General features: G+C 65.7%; 19 protein-coding genes. 7 read left to right on the top strand and 12 right to left on the bottom strand.

The window, feature by feature from the left end:
* Positions 1 to 70: 70 nt before the first annotated feature.
* Positions 71 to 352, bottom strand: a complete 282-nt coding sequence (locus tag ABWP09_RS08150; protein WP_353204647.1) for a DUF427 domain-containing protein — start codon at positions 350 to 352, stop codon at positions 71 to 73.
* An 11-nt stretch (positions 353 to 363) separates the two neighbouring features.
* Positions 364 to 711 carry an ArsC family reductase gene (locus tag ABWP09_RS08145; RefSeq protein WP_353204646.1) on the bottom strand — a complete coding sequence of 116 codons (348 nt, stop codon included), beginning with the start codon at positions 709 to 711 and terminating at the stop codon, positions 364 to 366.
* A gap of 331 nt (positions 712 to 1,042) precedes the next feature.
* Between ABWP09_RS08145 and ABWP09_RS08140 the strand changes: the two genes are divergently transcribed.
* Positions 1,043 to 2,473, top strand: a complete 1,431-nt coding sequence (locus ABWP09_RS08140; protein WP_353204645.1) for a hypothetical protein — start codon at positions 1,043 to 1,045, stop codon at positions 2,471 to 2,473.
* Positions 2,446 to 2,832, top strand: a complete 387-nt coding sequence (locus ABWP09_RS08135; protein WP_353204644.1) for a tetratricopeptide repeat protein — start codon at positions 2,446 to 2,448, stop codon at positions 2,830 to 2,832. Before ABWP09_RS08140 ends, ABWP09_RS08135 begins: the two co-directional genes overlap by 28 nt.
* Here the strand turns inward: ABWP09_RS08135 and ABWP09_RS08130 are convergent.
* The 7 genes from ABWP09_RS08130 to ABWP09_RS08100 all read right to left on the bottom strand — a co-directional run bounded on the left by ABWP09_RS08130 (position 2,760) and on the right by ABWP09_RS08100 (position 10,651).
* Positions 2,760 to 4,361, bottom strand: coding sequence for an FAD-binding protein (locus ABWP09_RS08130; RefSeq protein ID WP_353204643.1), 1,602 nt, complete (start codon positions 4,359 to 4,361; stop codon positions 2,760 to 2,762). The genes ABWP09_RS08135 and ABWP09_RS08130 overlap by 73 nt on opposite strands.
* Before the next feature lie 84 nt (positions 4,362 to 4,445).
* Positions 4,446 to 5,315, bottom strand: a complete 870-nt coding sequence (locus ABWP09_RS08125) for an RDD family protein (protein WP_353204642.1) — start codon at positions 5,313 to 5,315, stop codon at positions 4,446 to 4,448.
* Positions 5,296 to 6,318, bottom strand: coding sequence for a stage II sporulation protein M (locus tag ABWP09_RS08120; RefSeq protein ID WP_353204641.1), 1,023 nt, complete (start codon positions 6,316 to 6,318; stop codon positions 5,296 to 5,298). Before ABWP09_RS08120 ends, ABWP09_RS08125 begins: the two co-directional genes overlap by 20 nt.
* Entirely contained in the window at positions 6,318 to 7,628 is a 1,311-nt protein-coding gene (locus ABWP09_RS08115) for a DUF58 domain-containing protein (protein WP_353204640.1), read from the bottom strand. The genes ABWP09_RS08120 and ABWP09_RS08115 overlap by 1 nt, the downstream gene beginning before the upstream one ends.
* Positions 7,629 to 7,776: 148 nt before the next feature.
* Positions 7,777 to 8,733 carry an AAA family ATPase gene (locus ABWP09_RS08110; protein ID WP_353204639.1) on the bottom strand — a complete coding sequence of 319 codons (957 nt, stop codon included), beginning with the start codon at positions 8,731 to 8,733 and terminating at the stop codon, positions 7,777 to 7,779.
* Positions 8,730 to 9,950: a DUF4350 domain-containing protein gene (locus tag ABWP09_RS08105; protein WP_353204638.1), complete on the bottom strand. Its 1,221-nt coding sequence runs from the start codon at positions 9,948 to 9,950 to the stop codon at positions 8,730 to 8,732. Before ABWP09_RS08105 ends, ABWP09_RS08110 begins: the two co-directional genes overlap by 4 nt.
* Positions 9,947 to 10,651, bottom strand: coding sequence for a DUF4129 domain-containing protein (locus ABWP09_RS08100; RefSeq protein WP_353204637.1), 705 nt, complete (start codon positions 10,649 to 10,651; stop codon positions 9,947 to 9,949). The genes ABWP09_RS08105 and ABWP09_RS08100 overlap by 4 nt, the downstream gene beginning before the upstream one ends.
* A 137-nt stretch (positions 10,652 to 10,788) precedes the next feature.
* Here ABWP09_RS08100 and ABWP09_RS08095 point away from each other — a divergent pair, with 137 nt between their 5' ends.
* The 3 genes from ABWP09_RS08095 (at position 10,789) to hpnN (ending at position 14,765) form a co-directional block, all read left to right on the top strand.
* A complete protein-coding gene (locus tag ABWP09_RS08095) occupies positions 10,789 to 11,586 on the top strand; it encodes a YciC family protein (RefSeq protein ID WP_353204636.1) in 798 nt (265 codons plus the stop codon).
* Between the two features lie 102 nt (positions 11,587 to 11,688).
* Positions 11,689 to 12,174: a DUF2141 domain-containing protein gene (locus ABWP09_RS08090; RefSeq protein WP_353204635.1), complete on the top strand. Its 486-nt coding sequence runs from the start codon at positions 11,689 to 11,691 to the stop codon at positions 12,172 to 12,174.
* A complete protein-coding gene (gene hpnN, locus ABWP09_RS08085) occupies positions 12,171 to 14,765 on the top strand; it encodes a hopanoid transporter HpnN (protein WP_353204634.1) in 2,595 nt (864 codons plus the stop codon). Before ABWP09_RS08090 ends, hpnN begins: the two co-directional genes overlap by 4 nt.
* On the opposite strand, the gene ABWP09_RS08080 is transcribed toward hpnN, so the two are convergent.
* Positions 14,762 to 15,700 (bottom strand): MlaA family lipoprotein, encoded by a 939-nt coding sequence (locus tag ABWP09_RS08080; RefSeq protein ID WP_353204633.1) that lies wholly within the window; start codon positions 15,698 to 15,700, stop codon positions 14,762 to 14,764. The two genes, hpnN and ABWP09_RS08080, sit on opposite strands and share 4 nt — an antisense overlap.
* Before the next feature lie 5 nt (positions 15,701 to 15,705).
* The gene (locus ABWP09_RS08075) at positions 15,706 to 16,320 is read right to left on the bottom strand and encodes an ABC transporter substrate-binding protein (protein ID WP_353204632.1); all 615 of its coding nucleotides are present in this window, start codon (positions 16,318 to 16,320) and stop codon (positions 15,706 to 15,708) included.
* A gap of 285 nt (positions 16,321 to 16,605) precedes the next feature.
* Here ABWP09_RS08075 and ispH point away from each other — a divergent pair, with 285 nt between their 5' ends.
* Together ispH and hpnH are read left to right on the top strand one after the other, a co-directional pair.
* A complete protein-coding gene (gene ispH / locus ABWP09_RS08070) occupies positions 16,606 to 17,574 on the top strand; it encodes a 4-hydroxy-3-methylbut-2-enyl diphosphate reductase (RefSeq protein WP_353204631.1) in 969 nt (322 codons plus the stop codon).
* Between the two features lie 8 nt (positions 17,575 to 17,582).
* Positions 17,583 to 18,728, top strand: coding sequence for an adenosyl-hopene transferase HpnH (gene hpnH, locus ABWP09_RS08065; protein WP_353204630.1), 1,146 nt, complete (start codon positions 17,583 to 17,585; stop codon positions 18,726 to 18,728).
* On the opposite strand, the gene ABWP09_RS08060 is transcribed toward hpnH, so the two are convergent.
* Positions 18,648 to 19,261 (bottom strand): phosphorylase family protein (locus ABWP09_RS08060; RefSeq protein WP_353204629.1); only part of this gene is annotated, 614 nt, incomplete at its 5' end. The genes hpnH and ABWP09_RS08060 overlap by 81 nt on opposite strands.

Below are 19,261 nucleotides of genomic sequence, written 5' to 3'. Positions count from 1 at the left end.
GGAGCTTCTACCTCCTCGGTCGGGGGTTCGACTCCCTCCGGGCGCACCATTTTCCAGAATGCTCAGACGGTTACGCGACGGTTACGCCCTTCCAGAACGCAAACCGATCTTTGATCTCGGCGGCCTTTGGCTTGGGGTCGGGATAGTACCAGGCGGCGTCGGGGTTGCGCTTGCCGTCGACGACGATCGTCTTGTAACTCGCCTCGCCCTTCCACGGGCAGTGCGAATGCGTCGCGCTGGCCTCGAAATATTCGGACACGATGCTGTCGGCGGGGAAATAGTGATTGCCCTCAACGATCACGGTGTCGTCGGACTGGGCGATGACGGCGCCGTTCCAGCGTGCGGTCGGCATGATCGTGTCTCCTAACGGTTGAAGGCGGATACATAGGTATCCGGCTTGAACCCCGCCAGCAGCACCTCGCCTGATTCGACCACCGGGCGTTTGATCGTCGAGGGGTTGGCGAGCATGATCGCGATCGCCTTTTCGGCGTTGAGATCGGTTTTATCGGAATCGGGCAGCGCGCGAAAGGTCGTGCCGGCGCGATTGAGCAGCACTTCCCATCCCAGCCGATCGACCCAGCGACGCAACGCCGCCGCATCGACCCCTGCCTTTTTATACTCGTGAAACGCATAGTCGATGTCGTGCGCGGCAAGCCAGGTCCGTGCCTTTTTGACCGTGTCGCAATTGGGGATGCCGTACAGAGTCGTCATGCGGATGTTCCTGCGTTTGCCGGGGACGCGTTTACCACCGCCCGCAAAAATTTCACGCCCCTGTCGACACGCCCCTGTCGACACGTCTTTGTCGAAATGTCGCGCGCTCGAATATCGTGGCGTCGGGCAACCCACCGCCATCAGATTGACCAAGGACGAGGTCGTGCGCGCCCGTCTGCGCGGCGTCGCAGCTCGAACACCGAGCTGCAGACACCCATGCGCCAAGGCGGCACCAGTGCGCCCGATCTGCCCCTTGCGAGACGGCGTTGATGCGCCCAAGTTGCCACCGCGGCGTCAGAAAATACCGACGCGGGGTCGAAGGGACGGAGTGATGGGGGACCTGCCTTCACACGATGACGCGCGGTACCGTGTGCGGTTGCTCGGGTCGTTCGGAATTTTCGCGCCCGATGGCACGCGACTTCCGATCACCAGCCGCAAGAGTATCGCGCTGCTCGCTTTGGTCGCGCTGGCGCGCTCGGGCGAGCGATCGCGGACGTGGCTGCAATCGCAATTATGGGGTTCGCGTGAGCCCGATCAGGCGCGCGCGAGCTTGCGCCGTGAGCTTTCCAATTTGCGGCTCGCGATCAACCCAGCACAGGGAGCACCGCTGCTGATCGCAGACTCGCGACGCGTGCGGCTCGATCTCGCGCGGCTCGATATCGATGTTCGCGAGCTGAACGCCGATGTCGCCAATGCGCGGCGCGCCTCGCTCACCGATCCAGGTGCGCTGCTCGAAGGGCTCGACGTGCCGGGTGAGGAAGGGTTTGAGGATTGGCTACGCGAACAGCGCCAGCATGTCGCCGGGCTGATCGCGCAGCTCCAGATTCAGGATTGGGAACGCGTCGCACTCGCCGATCCAGCGGACGACCCGGCGAATGGCGGTGCGACACCGCCAGGACGGAAGCCTTCGGTCGGCGTGGTCGCCTTCACACTGCGCACGAACGATCAGGACGACCGCGCGATTGCCGACGGGATGACCGACGAGATCGGCGATGCCCTGTCGCGATTTTCGACGCTGTTCGTGGCGCTGGCGGGTCCGCGTCCCGAACGACCGCTCGATCATAGCGCGCTGTGCCGCGAACTCGGCGTGCGGTATCTGCTCGAGGGCAGCATCGCGCGCGACCGCGACACGATTCGAATCCAGGTCCGGCTGACCGATGGCGTGGTGCGCGAGCAAATTTGGGCGCAGCGCTTCGATGCGACCCTCGCCGAGCTGTTCGCGGTCCAGTCAGAGATCGCGCAGACCGTTGCGCAGCAAATCGATTCCTTCGTCGAAATCGCCGAACGCACCAGGGCGGTGACGCAGCGCGTGACGACCCCCGACGCCTATCACCTCTACTGGCGCGCCAACGCGCTATTTCGGCAGTGGGAGCGGGGCCCCATGTTGGAGGCGATCGCGACGGCGCAGCAAGTGCTCGAGCTCGAGCCGCACAATGCCTGGGCGAGCGCGCTTGCCGCCTTCTGCCACTCGATCGTCTATAGCTTCGGCTGGGCGGACGACCCTGCCACCACGCGCGCTGCTGCGCTCAGCCATTACGAACATTGCCTGCGGCACGGCGAGAACGACCCGTTCGTGCTCGGCTATGCTGCCGGTACGCTGGTCGGGATCGGCGGCGATGTCGAGATTGCCGACCAGTTATCGACCGTGCGCTGGCAATCCACCCCGCCTCGGGCGCGAGCCTGTTCTGGGGTGGCTGGGTCGATCTGGCCTGTAGCAAGCCCGCGCGGGCGATCATGCGGTTCGAATCGGCGCTCCGCATGAATCCGCGCTCGGCGGTGCGGCCGCTCGCCATGACCGGGATCGGGATCGGACAGCTCGCGCTGGGTGAAATGGGGGCTGCGCGCGCCGCGCTGCGCGAGGCGGTGCAGTACATGCCGCATTCCCCCGTCACACTCGCTGGTTTGATCCTGGTCTATGCGCTTGATGGGGATCACGCGGCGGCAGCGCCCTTCGTTGCGCGACTGAATGCCCTGGGCGGCGGCCATGCGGTCCGTGCGGCGATCCGCGATCCGGGATTGCGCGCGACGCTCGACGCGATCCTTGCGCGTTACGCCAATCCCCAGGCCGACAAGGCATCGCTGCGGATCGTGTCGCGCATGGCCGGCGACAGCAGCCGGTAACGCGCCGCACGCCAGCGCCCGGCGCGCGTGGTCGGATCGGCGGGCGATCCGAAATCGCGTGCCACGCGAGTGCTGGTGATGACGCCCTGCTTTCCCCAATGCTGGCTGAACCGGATCGCGGCGCGCTCAAGCGCCAGCGCGACGTTGCGCGCGGCGTCAGAGCTGTTGAGCGTGCGGAGCCCGTCCATGTTGATCACGACGGTATCGTCGAAGCGCGTGAACGCCATCAGCCCCGCCGCCTTCGTTACGAAGCGCAGCGTGAAAACCTGATGGCCGCCGCCATTGCTGTGAAACGCATCGAGCATCGTCTTGAGCGTCGTCGTCAAATGCTGCCGCTCGATCGCATAGGCGGCATTGTACAATTCGATGTCCCAGCCGAGAATTTCCTGCCGGACGTGCGGCCCGTTGGCCTTCCCCCACGTCATCCGACGGGGCGGCGCACCGGCAACGGGTTCCGGATGAAACTCCTGCGCGACCAGCCACGCGACGGCTTGCGGCAGGGGCAGCAACAGATCCTGCTCAGGCTGCGCGGACAGCGCCTTGGCCAGCAGATTGAGCGTCTCATGCGCAGCTTCGCTCACCGCCGCTCCGGTTGTCGCCAGGCTGCGCGTTACGGCGCGATCGGGTTCACGTTTGTAGAACAAGGTAATCAGCGCATTGTGCGCCGCGCCGCGATAGCCGGCATAAGGATGAAACGGGTCGAGGATGACCTCGATATAATAGGGTTCCTCGCGGCTGGGTGCCCACACTTCGCGCGCGAAGGCGGCAAAATCGCCGTTTTCGAGCAGACCGATCGACGCCGCGGTCAGCGGGTGCTTCACGCGCACGACATCGACGACATAGCCCGGTGCCGCCTCGATCAGCACGGCGTTGATAATGCCCAGACCACCGAGATGCACGAGCGCTGCATCGAACAGATCGGGTTCGAGCACGACATGGTTGGCCAGCGCCGCCGCGGTCGCGCTGGCCAGCCACGGCATCGGCCCGCGCTCGATCCACCACGATTCGCCGGGACCGGTGACAATGTGAACCCCGCGGACATGGTTCTGGAAACCGCCATAGCGCAGCACCGATCCGTGCACCCCGGTGCCGAGCATACCCCCCACCATCTGCCCGTCATGCGCGCCCGTCGTGATCAGCGACAGATCGGGTTCGAGAAACGCATTGAGTTCGTGGATCGTCGTCCCGGCATGCACCAACACCATCCGGTCGCGATGCACCGCCGCCGGGCCGAGATCGGTCGCATCGACGTGCCAGATATGCTGCGCGAGGCCCGTGTGCAGCAGGCAACCGTTATTCTTGGTGATATCGCTGAACGACCAGGCCGAACCGAGTGCGGTCAGCGGTACCTTCTGCCGCGCCGCGCTTGCCAGGACGAAGCCGAACTGCGCCGCAGTCTGGCGCAGGGCGGAAATCGCGCCGAGCGGGGCACCATTCGGAACGAGCTTCGCGGTGTCAACTTGGACCCGGTCCTGCGTCCGGTGGTAATTGCGCCAATGAGGCGTCTTCGACCAATTGAGTGCGGGCACGCGGCGGGTCCTTCGCAAGGCCTACGGAGAAACCTTGCCGCCTGCCTGTCCGAAATACGTGAAAACGGTGCCGTGCCGTGTGTTTTACGCGAACTTATCCGCGCGCCGCCGCCCCACCATCAGCCCCCGTTCCAACCGCACGCACAGCGCCGCATAATAGTCGCTCAGGAATTCGCGGTCGTCGGGGTCATCGGCGATCCCGGCCTTGCGGCGGATCGTCGCGGCAACGGTGGCGATGGCATCGTCGCGCCCGCTACGCAGCACGTCTTCGAGCGTTTGCAGTTCGTAGACGCCATACAGGCTGAGCGCAGCGTCACTGAACACGCGCCGTTCCCGCGTGATCGCGGTGGCCAGGTCGGAGCCGAGTTCGCTGCGTACCGTCCGCACCACCCATGTGCCCGCCAGCACGTCGCCGATCCGCAGCCGGTCGCGGTTGAACAGCGGAAAAAACAGGAAAATCCCGCTCCAGCACAAAGCGAAGATCGTGAGAAAACTGTCGGCCAGCCCTTGTGCCGTTTGGGCAGCGAGGAAGCTGAGCGGCAGGAAAACTTCAATCTCGCGCATCGCGTTGCGCGTGATCACCGCGCCCCCGGTCAGCCGCGCGCCGTCACGCGCGACAACGCGCAGGCCCATCACCCGCTTCCCCGGTGTCGCGCCGCGCCCGCCCATTTCGAACAGCGTGAACCAGCCATTCCGCAACACGAAAAAGCCTATCAGCCACAAAATCCCGAACGCTGTCTCCTTGCTCGCCACGAGCAGCAAGGCGATCACGATCGTCGCGATGATCAGCAAGATCAGCATCGCCAGCGCATCGAGCATGAACGCCGCCGCGCGCACCCCCGCCCCGCCGAGTTCGATCTGCAGATCGACCCCCTCGGGCGTGACGAAGCTCCGCCGCAGCGACGGCGGGCCCTTGGGCCGCTTGCCGTCGCGGTTACGCCTGAACCACGCCATTGCGGCTCCTCGGCAAATAGAAATAGAGCAACCACGCCACCAGCATCGTCAGCCCGATGCCATAGCGGCTGAGATCGTCGAGCACGGTCTGCCGCCCGATCCCCTCGAGCAACCCGGCGACCGCCAGCATGAGCACCGCGCCACCCATCGCGGTCGCGCCGGTCCGGCCCGCCTGCACCGCCGAATCGCTGCGCGCCTGCCGACCGGGGAAGGCGATCGCGGTGCCGATCCTGATCCCCGCAGCACCCGCGATGATGATCGCGAATAATTCGGTCGTGCCATGGATCATGATCCAGCCGGTGAAATTGTAACCGAGCCCCTTGGGCACGAACACCGCCATGAACGCACCGAGCATCAACCCATTATACACGATCAGAAAAACCGTCGGCACGGCGAAGGCAAAACCCAGCGCGAAGGCGAAGATCGCGATCTGGGCGTTATGCGTGAAAAGATAGGCGGCAAAGGTGGCGAGCATGTCTTCATGCTTACCGTACAGCGTCTGGCGCAGCGTCTCGACCGACGCGGACGGGTCGCGGCCCTGCGCCATGCCGTCGCCGACAATACCGAAAAACCAGCTCGGATCGCCGCGCACCAGCACATACCCGACGATCGCGGCCGCAACCGTCAACAGAAACGCAACCAGCGTCTCGCGCCACAGCGCCTGCATCGCGGCCGGCCAGCCATGGACAAAGAAGCGCCCCAATTGACTGAGCGCGGAGGTCGGGACGCCGTAGAGCTGGAAATAGGCGCGCGTGCAGAGCTGTTCGAGATAGACAATCAACGAACGATCGAGCGACGTCTCGCGCGCCACCGACAGCGACGACAAAGCCGACCGGTAAAGCAGCGGCAAGGCCAGCAAATCGTCATCGTTCAAGGCCCGAATCGAGCGCTTCTCGATTCGGCTGATCAGCCGTTCGAGCCGCTCCCATTCGGCCGCATGCGCGGCGCGGAAGCGGCTGGCATTGACCAGCATCGGCTGTGCCGGGGCAAGCGCCGTGGCCATTACAGCAAATTCCTCCGCTTGAGATCGACATAGCCCTGCACCAGCCGCTCGCCGACGCGGTCATGCTCGCTTTCGATCACATGCACGCCGAGATGCTGCAGCCGCGTCAACACCAGCTTGCGATCGCGCAGCAAAGCAGCGGCGGTGACAGCGCGCGTCACATCCTCGCTGGTCGCAGGGGCGCGGTCGGCGATGCGCTCGACCTCCTCGTCGCGCAGGATCACGACGAGCAACAAATGCGTGTTCACGATTCGGGCAGCGGCGCGGACCATGAAATCCGCCGAGGTAAGATCGGTGAATTCGGTGAACAACACGATCATCGAGCGCCGCGTCAGCCGCGTCGCCAGCGTGGTGAGCGCGAAAGTATAGTTGGTCTCCTCGCCGCTATACTCAATCTGCGCGGCGAGCCGCTGCAAGCTGGCAAAGGCGGGCACGCCCGATACCAGGCCGCTGGCGATGCGTGGCCGCGAATCGAACGCGTGGAGCGCCACGCGATCACCGAGCTTCAGCGCAATCCACGCCGTCAGCAGCATCGCCGACACGGCCCGATCGACCCGCGGCAACCCAGCGACCGGCTCGCACATTTGCCGCCCGGCATCGACCGCGAAGACGATCTGGTTGTTGCGTTCGGTCCGGAATTCCTTGGCGTGGAGCTTCCTGTGCCGCGCCGACTGTTTCCAATCGAGCGCGCGCCGGTCCATGCCGGAGCGAAATTCGACCAACGCATCGAAATCGGTGCCGTCGCCGCGGTCGATTTGCGTCAACAAGCCTTGGAGGGCATGGCGCTGGAAGATCTGCGCGCCGCGCTCATGCACCGCGCGAATATCGGGCAGAATCGGCAAGGCGGCGTCGGTCGCAACGGTGCGCTGGTGCCACGCCAGCCCCAGGCTCCCGCGCCAGCGCAACCACAGCGTCTCGATCCGCGCCGTCCCGCGCCGGAGCGTGGTCACCGGCAGCAGCACCGCGCCACGCCCGCCCGCCAGCGCGACCCAGGCGCGCCCGTCATTCTCGACAGCGAGCAGCGGGCTCGCGCCGAGCGCCACTTCGGCGCTGACGGGCGGACGCGCGCCTTCGATCACGACGCGCAAGGTCGCGTCGATCGTCGCACCGACCGCGGCATTGGGTGGCAGCGCGAGCGTCACAGTCCCGGCGCGCAACCCGTTCAACGCATCGAACAGCGTCAGCGCAAGCACGGCAACCGGCCAAGCGAGCCCGACGAACCAGCGATCGGGGAGCGCCACGGCCACCAGCAAAGCCACCGGTGCTCCCGCCGCCGCCGCCAGCACAGCCATGCGCGTGGGGTAGATCATGCCCGCAACCGCTTCCCCGGCGAAGGCCGGGGCCCAGTTGCGCGGCGATCATTGTCGAACGCCGCGCCATGCCAACAAAGACGGCACAACTGGGCCCCGACCTTCGCCGGGGAAGCGTGTAAGAGTGGTAGAGAGACGGTAAATCCCCTCACCGCGGCGCCTCGATCGTCTCGATAATGCTCGTCACCACATCCTCGATCGCGCGGCCGTCGATCTCGGCAGCGGGCGACAGGATCAGCCGGTGGCGCAGCAACGCCGGCGCGAGCGCCTTCACATCGTCGGGGATCACGAAATCGCGCCCATCGAGCGCCGCCCGCGCCCGCGCCGCCCCCGCCAGCATCGCCCCGGCCCGCGGGCTCGCGCCGCTTTCCAGATCGGCGACATCGCGCGTACCGCGGATCAGCGCGGCGATATAATCGATCACCTCATCGACCAGCCGGACCTGCGCGACGGCAGCGATCGCTTCGCCGATCACGCTCGCATTGGCGATAACCTCCACCCCCCACTCCGCGGGCGCCATCGCATTGCCGTGCGATCCGTGCGCCGCGATGATGCGGCGTTCCTCGGCCGCGCTCGGATAATCGACCGTCTGTTTGAACAGGAAGCGGTCGAGCTGCGCCTCGGGCAGCGGATAGACGCCCTGCTGCTCGATCGGATTTTGCGTCGCCACCACCATGAAGCGCTCGCCAAGCGCCAGGCTTTCGCCGTCGATCGTCACGGTGCGCTCCTGCATCGCCTCGAGCAGCGCCGCTTGCGTCTTGGGCGGGGTGCGGTTGATTTCGTCGGCGAGCAGCAAATCGGTGAAGATCGGCCCGCGCGTCAGCGTGAAGGTGCTGGTCTGGAAGTTGAACAGATTCGCGCCGATAATGTCGCCCGGCATCAGATCGGGCGTGAACTGGATCCGCCCGAAATCGAGCCCGATCACGCGCGCGAAACTGCGCGCGAGCAGCGTCTTGGCGGTGCCCGGCGGGCCTTCGAGCAGCACATGCCCGCCCGCGAACAAGGCGACGAGCAGGATGTCGACCGTTGCCTCCTGCCCGACCACGGCCTTGCCGATCTCAGCGCGAATATCCTCGGCGAGCGCCTTGACGTTTTCTACGGTCACCGTGACTTCTCCCATAACCAGTGGTGCAGCGCTTGCGCCGCGTGCAGCATCGCGCGCGGATCGGTGGCGACCCGCGCTTGTTCAGCCAAATCAGAAAAGCGCGCCCGCCCGCCCAGCCGGTCGAGATAGGCGTCATACGCCTGATCGCGCAGCCGTGACGGCACGCCGAACACGGTCCGCGCCCGCTCGCGCACCAGATCGAGATAGCGCGGGCCGAGCGTACCGTGCCGCCCGGCCTTGCGCACCAGCGCGGCCGTATTGTCGATCAGCGCCGTCTTGCCGAAGGCGATCGCGCGCGCGCGCCGCCGCGTGGCACCGAAGCGCGCGGTCGCCTGAATCCCCGCCAGCAACACCGCGATCGCGATCGCCAGCGTCATGGCGAGAAACGGCGGATCGAACGCCAGTTTCAACGGGCTGGCGCCATGCCCGAAGCCGTTGAGCGTCACGTCGAAAACAATCGATTTCGCGCCCGTCGCGTTGAGGAAATCGAGCAGTTCCAGCGCGGCGCGCGCCTGCCCCGCATCGCGCATCCCGATGTTCGACAGCAAATCGGGATCGGCCAGCACGTAGAACGGCTGCTCGCCAATCTGGGCGAGCACGATGTGCCGCTGATCGTCGGTGATGAGCGGCGTCAGGTCCGGACCCGAAATCGTCTGGACCGGCTTGGGTCCACGAAAACGAATCGCGGCCGGCAGCCAGGACACGCCGACCAGCGGCCGCCCGCCACTCGAATAGCGCCGCGTCTTCAACACGTTTTTAAGGGCGAGCACGCCGTCAGGCTCCGAAATGCTCTTCAAATCCACGAACCGGACCCAGCCGGGGTGAAAGCGATCCGCGACAGTCTCCCATTTCGGCAGGATCACCAGCGTCGGTTTGCCCTGCCGGATCTCAATCATCTTGGTCATGTCGGTAGCGGCCGCCTCCGGCGTCAGTACGACGAGATCTTCCGTATCGAGCTTGCGCGGGTCGCGGACGATTTGCGGGTTGCGTCCCGTCGCCTCGGCCAGGCGCACGATCCCGCTATAGCCGATCGCGGCATTCGACAGCGCATGCGCCCCGCCATTGCGGCCCGAGCGCAAATCGGGCGCATAGGCCCCGAGCACGAGCATCCCGACGAAGGTCAAGATGCCGACCGCGATCAGGATCGCAACGGTCCGCGTCGTGAATGCGCCGCCGCTGCTCGCACCCGATGGCGCTGCGATCGCGACGTCGCTCATGCGCGCCACGTGCCCGGCAGCGCGAAATCACTATAGGCCGCCCGCGCGCCGCTCCAGTCGGTGGCATCGACCGGGCGCCCGCCGAACAAGCTGCGCTCGACCAGTCGGGCGATCCCGGCGAACAAGTCGCGCGCCGGGGGTGGCAACGCGTCGGAAGCGCTCAGCTCACGGCTGGTCAGCGCAGGACGCACCAGTCTCGGCCGCCGCCGGGCGATGTCCTCGATCGAGCGGAACAGCAAATGGTGCACCGCCTCGGCATAGCGCCCGGCCGCCGCCATCGCATCGGCCTCACGCAGCCATTCGCGCACCGGCGCGGCATCGGGCACCCACGCTTCCTCGTCCTGCACAACCGCGGTCGCGCGCAGCCGGATACGGCGCGGCAAGCGCCATTCGCCATAGCGGATGCGTTGATACACCCCCCACGCCACCAGCGCGACGACGACCGCCAGCACGCTCCACAGGAAAATGCGCGCGTACGGCCAGTGCGGAAAAAAACTGTCGATCCAGGCGAAGAACCGCCCTACCGGCTCGAAAACGCGCTCGAGCCATTTCAGGAACGGTTCGAGCCAGGCCGGCGGTGGTGCGGGCGGCGGCGCGCGTTGCAGCGTGAACTGAACGGTCGAATCGGCCTTCAACGCGGCATGGGCAGCGGCGAACCGGTCGGTAGCGGTCGCTACCTGCTGCGCTGTCGCCCCGCTCACCTGAATTTCCCCTGGCAGCATGTGTCGCTACGCGTCTGAGATTAAAGCAACTCCGCGCCCACGCAATCGCCAAAATGCGCTGGACAGCGGCGAAGCGCACCGTCAAACCGTTAAGCCAGAGACCGGGGGGACTTACTATGGCCAGCATTGCAGAAATGGCGGATCGCCGCATGTCGATTGGCCGCGTGTTCAGTCGCGCCTTCGGAACGATCGGCGCGCAGCCGGTGCTGATGTTCGGAATCGCCTTCCTGTTCGGCGCGCTGCCCGGCCTGTTGGTGAACGTCGCCGTTCAGGGGGCCAGGATCACCCAAGCCACGCCGCTCAGCCCGGCCAGCATCGCGCTGTCGCTGGGCGTCGGGGTGCTTGCGATCGCCTTTTCGATCCTCGCACAGGGCGCGCTGGTGCGCGTAACGGTGGCCTATAGCGACGGTGAATCGGTCGCGTTCGGCGATGCTGCCCTGGCCGGTCTGCGCAAAATCGTGCCATTGTTCGTCCTCGTCCTGCTGATGGCGATTGCGATCGGCTTCGCGGCGTTGCTGCTGCTTGTCCCGGGGATGATCCTCTATGTCGTCTGGTCGGTCGCGGCACCGGTATTGGTGGCGGAGAATACCGGTGTTTTCGGCGCGCTCGGGCGCAGTGCCGAACTGACCAAGGGGGCACGCTGGAGCATTTTCGGTCTCCAGCTGATCCTGCTTTTGGTGCTGTACGCGATCGTTGCGGTCGCGGGGATCGTGGCCATTTTCGCGGCAGGCGGCGTACAGAATTTGGCTGCGGCACAAGCGTCGGGTCCGGGGACCATTTCGACGATCCTGTCAGCGGCGTTCAACACCGTGTCGATCACCTTTGCCGCGGCGATCCAGACCGCGCTGTATGTAGAACTGCGCGATTGGAAGGACGGCCCTGCGACCGCCGCGCTCGGCGAGATTTTCGGCTGAGCCACCGTGGCTTCATTCCCCGTTCAGCGGCAATCCGCGAAAGCGCGCGGCCTTGCGGCCTATGGTTCCATTACGGCCCTAACCTGGTTTAAAGGGCCCGTCATGATTCGTTTCGCCCCCGGTACGCGCGCCTGCGTCGCGACGCTCTTTCTGGCCACGCTGCCGCTCTGCCCGGTGTCGGCCGGTCAATCGAGCGGCGTGCTGCACGTCGCGGTCGATAATGTGCGGGATCGCACCGGTCGCGTGCATGTCGATTTGTGCACGCAAAAGCAGTTCCTGAACGATTGCCCGGTCGCCGCCGATGCCCCGGCGCGAATCGGCCAATCTACGGTGACGCTCACCGGCCTCAAGCCCGGCCGTTATGCCGCGCAAGTGTTTTACGACCAAAATGGCAATGGCAAGGTCGATCGCGCGTTGTTCGGCATTCCCAAGGAAGGGGTCGGCTTCTCGAACGACGCCAGGATTCGCCTCGGCCCTCCTAAATGGGAAGAGGCGTTCTTCGATTATGACGGGCAAGAGCGCACGATCCGGTTGCGCTTGCGCTATTTCACCGGCCCGGATGCACCGGCGGCAACCGCCGCACGGTGATCGCACGCGCGCTCCAGCAGCTCGTCGCACTCGGCGTGCGGCGGCCTTTCGCGGTGCTGGCTGCGTGCCTCGCGCTGGTGGCGGGCGCGACGCTGTTCGCGTCCAGCCACTTTGCGATGACCACCGATACCGCCGCTTTGATCTCGCCCGGGATTGAGTGGCGCAAGAACGAACAGGCTGTCGAAACCGCCTTCCCGCAATTGCGCGATGTGTTGCTGGTGATCGTCGACGGCACGACGCCCGAACTGGCCGAAGCGGCGACGGTCAAGCTCTCCGCCGCCCTCGCCGCCGACACCGCGCATTTCCGCAGCGTGCAGCGTCCCGATGGCGGCGCGTTCTTCGATCGTGAAGGGCTGCTGTTCGGGTCGACCGCCGAAGTCCGCGCATCGACCAAAGCGCTGATCGACGCGCAGCCGCTGCTCGGCCCACTGGCGAGCGACCCGTCGCTGCGCGGCGTGGCGGACGCTTTCGCAACGATGCTGACCGGGGTCGAGCGCGGCTACATCGCGCTGTCGCGGATCGATCGCCCGATGCGCACAATGGCCGGCGCGCTCGATGCTTCGGCGCAGGGCAAGCCGGCCTATTTCTCATGGCAGGAGCTGTTCGCCGTGCCCGGCTCCGGCACCGCCGCCCCGCGCCGTCGCCTGATCCTCGCGCAACCCAAGCTCGATTATGGCGCGCTCCAGCCGGGGGAGGACGCGGTTGCGGCGATCACCGCGCAGGTCAAGGCGCTCGGTCTCGACGCGGCGCACGGCATCAGCGTGCGCACGACCGGCGAAGTCCCGCTCGCAGACGAAGAGTTCGCGACGCTTGAGGAGAATATCGGCTTTGTCGGGCTGGTGATGGCCGCCGCAATGCTGGTGACGCTGTGGTTCGCGACGCGCTCGGCGAAGATCGTTGCGGCGATTGTAGTGACGATCGTGGCGGGGCTGGTGGTGACCACCGCGCTCGGGCTGATGGCGGTCGGTGCGCTCAACCTCATTTCGGTGGCGTTCATTCCGTTGTTCGTCGGGCTTGGCGTCGATTTCGGGATCCAGATCGCAGTGCGCTTCAATGCCGAGCGGCTCGATGGTGGGGCGACCGGACCGGCACTGGAACGTGCGGCGGTTGCGCTCGGCGCGCCGCTGGCGCTCGCGGCGGGGGCGGTGTTCCTCGGGTTCGGGGCGTTCCTGCCGACCGATTATATCGGGATCGCCGAACTCGGCATCATCGCCGGCCTCGGCATGATCGTGGCGCTGGTCGCGAGCGTAACCGTATTGCCCGCGATGCTGATGCTGCTCCAACCCGGCACGCCACAACGCGAGGTGGGTTTTCGCGAAGCGGCACCGCTCGATCGCTGGCTTGGCACGCATCGCAAAGCGGTGTTGTGGGCGTTCGGCCTGTCGATGGCGGGGAGCATCGCGTTGCTCCCGCTCGTCCAGTTCGATTTCAACCCGCTGCATTTGCGCGCGAAGGACGGCCCGGCGATGGTCGCACTGATGGATTTGATGCGCGATCCGCTGCGCACCCCCAACACGATCAACGTGCTGACCGCGAACCCGCAAGCCGCGCGCGCGCTGACCACGAAACTCTCGGCGCTGCCCGAGGTCGCCGAAGCGGTTTCGGTCGACAGCTTCGTGCTTGCGGATCAAGCGGCCAAGCTGGCGGTCGTCCAGGACGCCGCGCTGCTGCTCGATGCAACGGTCAACCCGTTCGACCTGACCCCACCACCGAGCGACGCGGCGAATGCGGCGGCGCTGGCGCGCGTCGCGCGTCACCTTCGCACGGTTGCCGGGCAGAGCAAGGATCCGGCAGCACCCACAGCTTTGCGCCTGGCTACCGCCTTCGATCGGCTGGCAAAGGCCGCTCCGGCAGAACGCGACAAAGCGAGCACCCTGCTCGTCACCCCGCTCGGCACGATGCTCGATCAAATCCGCTCGGCGTTGCAGGCCGAGGCGGTAACGCGCGAGACGCTGCCGCCCGAAATCGCCGAAAACTGGGTCGCCAAGGACGGTCGCGCGCTGGTGCAGGTGTTCCCCAAGGGCGACAGCAATGACAATGCCGTGCTGCGCCGCTTCACCAAGGCCGTCCGCGCCGTTGCGCCGAATGCGAGTGGCCTGCCCGTCGCGACGCAGGAGGCGGCGGGAACCGTCGCCTGGGCGTTCGTTCAAGCCGGTATCATCGCGCTCGCTTTGGTCAGCGGCTTGCTGTTCCTCGTGCTGCGCGACGTGAAGGAAGTCGCCTTCACGCTCGCCCCCGTCGTCCTGTCGGGGTTCCTGACGCTGGACAGTTGCGTCTTGATCGGGCAACCAATCAACTTCGCCAACATCATCGCCTTTCCGTTGCTGTTCGGCGTCGGCGTCGCGTTCCACATCTATTTCGTGATGGCATGGCGCGCGGGCGCGACCGACTTGCTGCAATCGAGCCTCGCCCGCGCGGTGCTGTTCAGCGCGCTTGCGACCGGCAGCGCGTTTGGCAGCCTGTGGCTGTCGCAGCATCCCGGCACCGCGAGCATGGGCAAGATCCTGATGATCTCGCTCGCCTGGACTTTGGTCTGCGCGTTGATCTTCGAGCCCGCCTTGCTCGGCCCGCCTCGGAAAAAAAAGGTTTAGGGCGCAGGCGGCGTCGGCGCCGGTACTGGTTCGACCGGGGGTGCCGGGTCGGCGGGAAAATCATCGGCCGGCGCAGACGTCGCGGCGGGGGCCGCGCCGCCGGGATCGGTCAACGGATCGTCGAGCGGGCTCACCGCGCGCTTGGTGCGGTGACGCAGTTCGTCAATCTCAAACGCGCGATCCTGCAGATAGGCCGATCTTAGCGTCGCATAGGGATCAATCGCGCTACCCAGCAACGCCTTCAGCGCATCGTCCGATTCGACACGCAGGTCGAGCCCGGTGAGGACGGTTTCCGACACGCGATACTCGGCGCGGTCGAACGGCGTGCCGATCGTCAAGGGGATCACCTGCCCCTCGGCAATGCCTGCGCCAAGGTCGCGCAATGTGCTCGGCCCGACCAGTGGCAGAAAGATATACGGCCCCGGCCCGACGCCGTAGCGGCCAAGCGTATCGCCAAAACTATTGTCATGATGTGGCAAACGGAAATCCTGCGTCTTGGCCACATCGAGCACCCCGCCAATGCCGACGGTCGAATTGATCAGGAAACGCCCGAAGGTCTTCACCGCGCGCTTCGGTTTCAGCTGCAGCACATCATTGGCGAACACCAGCGGCTCGCCGATATTCGAGAAAAAGTGCCGGATGCCTTTGCGCACGACCTTTGGCACGACCGTCTTATACGCCATCGCCACGGGCCGGAAAAAGAGTCGATCAAGCGTTTGGTGGATCGAGAACATCGCCCGGTTGAAGCCCTCGAGCGAATCCCCAATGGCATGGCGACGCCGCGGGCGTGGCCCCGCCTCGACCGATGCGGCCGCGGGCGGGTTTGCCTGCGCGGCAACCGCCGCCGGCGCGGGCGCAGCTTCCTGGCCCAGCGCCGGCACACTCGTCAGCGCAATCGTGAGCGCCAGCGCGACGCTCCCCCCCCGGGTCCGCATCGCCTTTAGCGTCCGCTTTTCGCGGCGAGCGCGTCGATGTGCGAAATCAACGCCTTCGCCCCGCCTTTGGCAAAGATGCTCTCGAAATCGGCCCGCCGCGTCGCCAACTGGCTGATCGCGTTACGGTAGTACACATCGACGATCCGCCATTTTCCGCCGCTCTGGCGCAAGCGATAGCCGATCGCGACACTGTCGTCCTTTGGTGCGGACAGCGTCGTGCGCACGAGCTTGTCCGCGCCACGCGCTTCGATCTTGGGGTCGATCGTAAAGATCTGACCCGAATAGCTGCTAAAATTCGCCGCATATTGTGCCACCGTCAGACGGCGCATGCCGGCCACGAGCGCCGTCTGATCGGCGGGCGCGACCTCCACCCAATCCGGCCCGACCGACAGCCGCGTGATCAAGCCGATGTCGAAGGTCTGGTCGACCACCGGGCCGATCTTCGCCGCGCGCCCGGCCGCACCGAGGCCGCTACCGCACTTCATGATCGCCAGCAAGCCATCGTCAAGCATTTGCACGGGTGCGCGGGCCGGATCGGCCTGCGCCAGTGCCGGGCCAGCGGCCGACAGCGCGACCACGACCAGACTTGCGCGCAGGGAAATATGACTGGGAAACGTCATCGAAAACTCCTTTGGGATATTCGGCGATGCCCTTCTTGCTTTAGCGGGGCGGTATCACCGCAGATGCGATAGCACAAACCGCTGTCGCGCCGATGAACCGCGCTCCGCTGGCAGTTAAGAGCCGAGGCGACGGATGCGGGTGCTGAGAAGACGCGTTTTCGCGCTTCCTTTATGGTGCGATGCGGCTAGAATATCTCCCCGGGAGGCACAGATGCCGCTTGCTCGGCGACGCTGTATAGCGTTGCTTGGTGGCGGCGGCATTGGAGCGCACGGAAGGGACTTTGCTTGCAGGTAATTCTGGCCAACCCGCGCGGTTTTTGCGCCGGGGTCGTTCGCGCGATCGAGATCGTCGAGCGCGCGATCGATCGCTATGGCGCGCCGGTCTATGTTCGGCACGAGATCGTCCATAACCGCCATGTCGTCGATACGCTGCGCGCCAAGGGAGCGGTGTTCGTCGAAGAACTGTCGGACGTGCCCGATGGCGCAATGACGGTGTTCAGCGCCCACGGCGTCGCGCGCACGGTCGAGGAAGAAGCGCGCGCGCGCGGCTTGCCCGTGTTCGACGCGACCTGCCCGCTGGTCACCAAGGTCCATCTTCAGGGCCGCCGCTATGCCAAGGCCGGGCGCACGTTGGTGATGATCGGGCATGAGGGCCATGCCGAAGTCGTCGGTACGCGGGGTCAAGTCGATGCGCCGGTCCTGCTCGTCTCGACCGAGGCCGATGTTGCAGCACTCGATCTGCCCGACGATGCCCCGGTCGCCTATATCACCCAGACGACCTTGAGCGTCGACGACACCAAGAGCGTGATCGCGGCGCTTGCCAAGCGCTTCGTCAACCTGATTGGCCCGGACGTGTCGGAGATTTGCTACGCCACGCAGAACCGCCAGACCGCAGTGCGCGACCTGTGCAAGGTCGCCGATCTGCTGCTCGTCGTCGGCTCGGAAAACAGCTCGAACTCGAGCCGCCTGCGCGATCTTGGCGCGGATGAAGGTTTGCCGAGCTACCTCGTCGCCGATGGCAGCGCGATCGATCCGGCCTGGTTTGAAGGCATAGCGCGCGTCGGCCTGACGGCGGGTGCATCTGCCCCCGACGAACTTGTCGACAGCGTCATCGATGCGTTGCGCAAGCTCGGCCCGGTTGAAGTGACGCAGCTCGCCGGGGTTGAGGAATCGCTCGAATTCGGGTTGCCGCGTGAATTGCGCGGTGCCCCGGCCAAAGCCGCCTCTACCAAATTCGCCACGATCGGCGCATAGGAACAGCCATGACGCTCCCCCTCGCCCCCCTCATGCGCATCGGCGCCTACACGCTCAAAAACCAGCTCAAAGGCGGCAAATACCCGCTTGTGCTGATGCTCGAGCCACTGTTGCGCTGCAATCTCGCTTGCCCCGGCTGCGGCAAGATCGATTATCCCGACGCGATCCTCAACCAGCGGCTGAGCTATGAGCAGTGCATGGAGGCGATCGACGAATGCGGCGCGCCCGCCGTCTCGATCGCGGGTGGCGAGCCGTTGCTCCACCGCGACATGCCGCGCATCGTGCAAGGCTATCTCGCGAAAAAGAAGTTCGTGATCTTCTGCACCAATGCGCTGCTGCTCAAAAAGAAGATCGACGATTACAAGCCGTCGCCCTTCTTCACCTGGTCGATCCATCTCGACGGCGACAAAGGCATGCACGATCACGCGGTCGATCAGGATGGCACGTACGAGGTTGCGATCGAGGCGATCGAGCTGGCCAAGTCAAAGGGCTTCCGCGTGCAGGTCAATTGCACCGTGTTTGACGGCGCCTCGTCCGAGCGGCTCGCTGCCTTTTTCGACGAAATGGAGAAGCGCGGCGTCGAGATCACCATCTCGCCCGGCTATTCCTACGAACGCGCCGCCGATCAGGAGCATTTTCTCACGCGCGAGCGCACGAAGAATTTCTTCCGCGATGTGTTCAAGCGCGGCGATGGCGCGCGCGCCTGGACCTTCACCAATTCGCCGCTGTTTCTCGATTTCCTGGCCGGCAACCAGACCTATGAATGCACGCCGTGGTCGATGCCGCTGCGCACCGTCTTCGGCTGGCAAAAGCCGTGTTACCTCGTCGGCGAAGGCTATGTGCCGACCTTCGCCGAGCTGATGGAGGGAACCGATTGGGACCAGTATGGCGTCGGCAAATATGAGAAATGCTCGAACTGCATGGTGCATTGCGGGTTTGAAGGCACGGCGGCGGCGGATGCCGTGCGGAACCCGCTAAAAATGTTCACCGTCGGCCGCCGCGGCATCCGCACCGAAGGCCCGATGGCACCCGACATCGACTTGAGCCACGCGCGCCCAGCCGAAGACGTGCACTCAACGCATGTCGAGGCCGCGCTCGCCAAGATCAAGGCGGCGGATCCCGAGGGCTTCAAGCGCACCCAGCGCGCGGCCTAGACTGCGGAACGCCGCGCCGGCATCGCGCCCGGTGCGGATCAAGGCGGGCAATTGGCGCGGATCGCGCGCCAGCGACGCCAGCACTGCGCCGAGCGCGACGCCGCCATCGGGTTTCATGCCGACCAGTGCGGCAGCTGGTAGGGCATGATCGGCGGTGTCGGAGATCGTCCTGAGGATCGCGAAGGGTAGGGTGTGCCGGTCCGCCACGCGAGCGGCGATGTGCGATTCCATGTCGACGGCAATCGCGCCGGTCGCAGCGTGCAGCGCGGCTTTCTCGGCGACCGAGGCGATGATCGCGTCTGCGCCGAGGACAGTGCCGCAATGTGCGTGGGGGAGGTTTTGGGCGAGCCATGCCACCAAAGCGCTTCCCCGGCGAGGGCCGGGGCCCAGTTGCGTAGGTGGCTGGGATGAAGCGCTGCGCGCAGCAACAGCCGAAGTCTCTACTGGGCTCCGGCCTTCCCCGGGGAAGCGTATCGGGGGGGAAAGCTCGCCGACCACGACATCCCCCGCCCGCAACCGAGGATCGAGCGCCC

Source organism: Sphingomonas sp., assembly GCF_040398505.1.
In the GTDB taxonomy this organism is placed as follows: Bacteria; Pseudomonadota; Alphaproteobacteria; order Sphingomonadales; family Sphingomonadaceae; genus Sphingomonas.
This window is presented reverse-complemented; position numbering and strand designations above follow the sequence as displayed.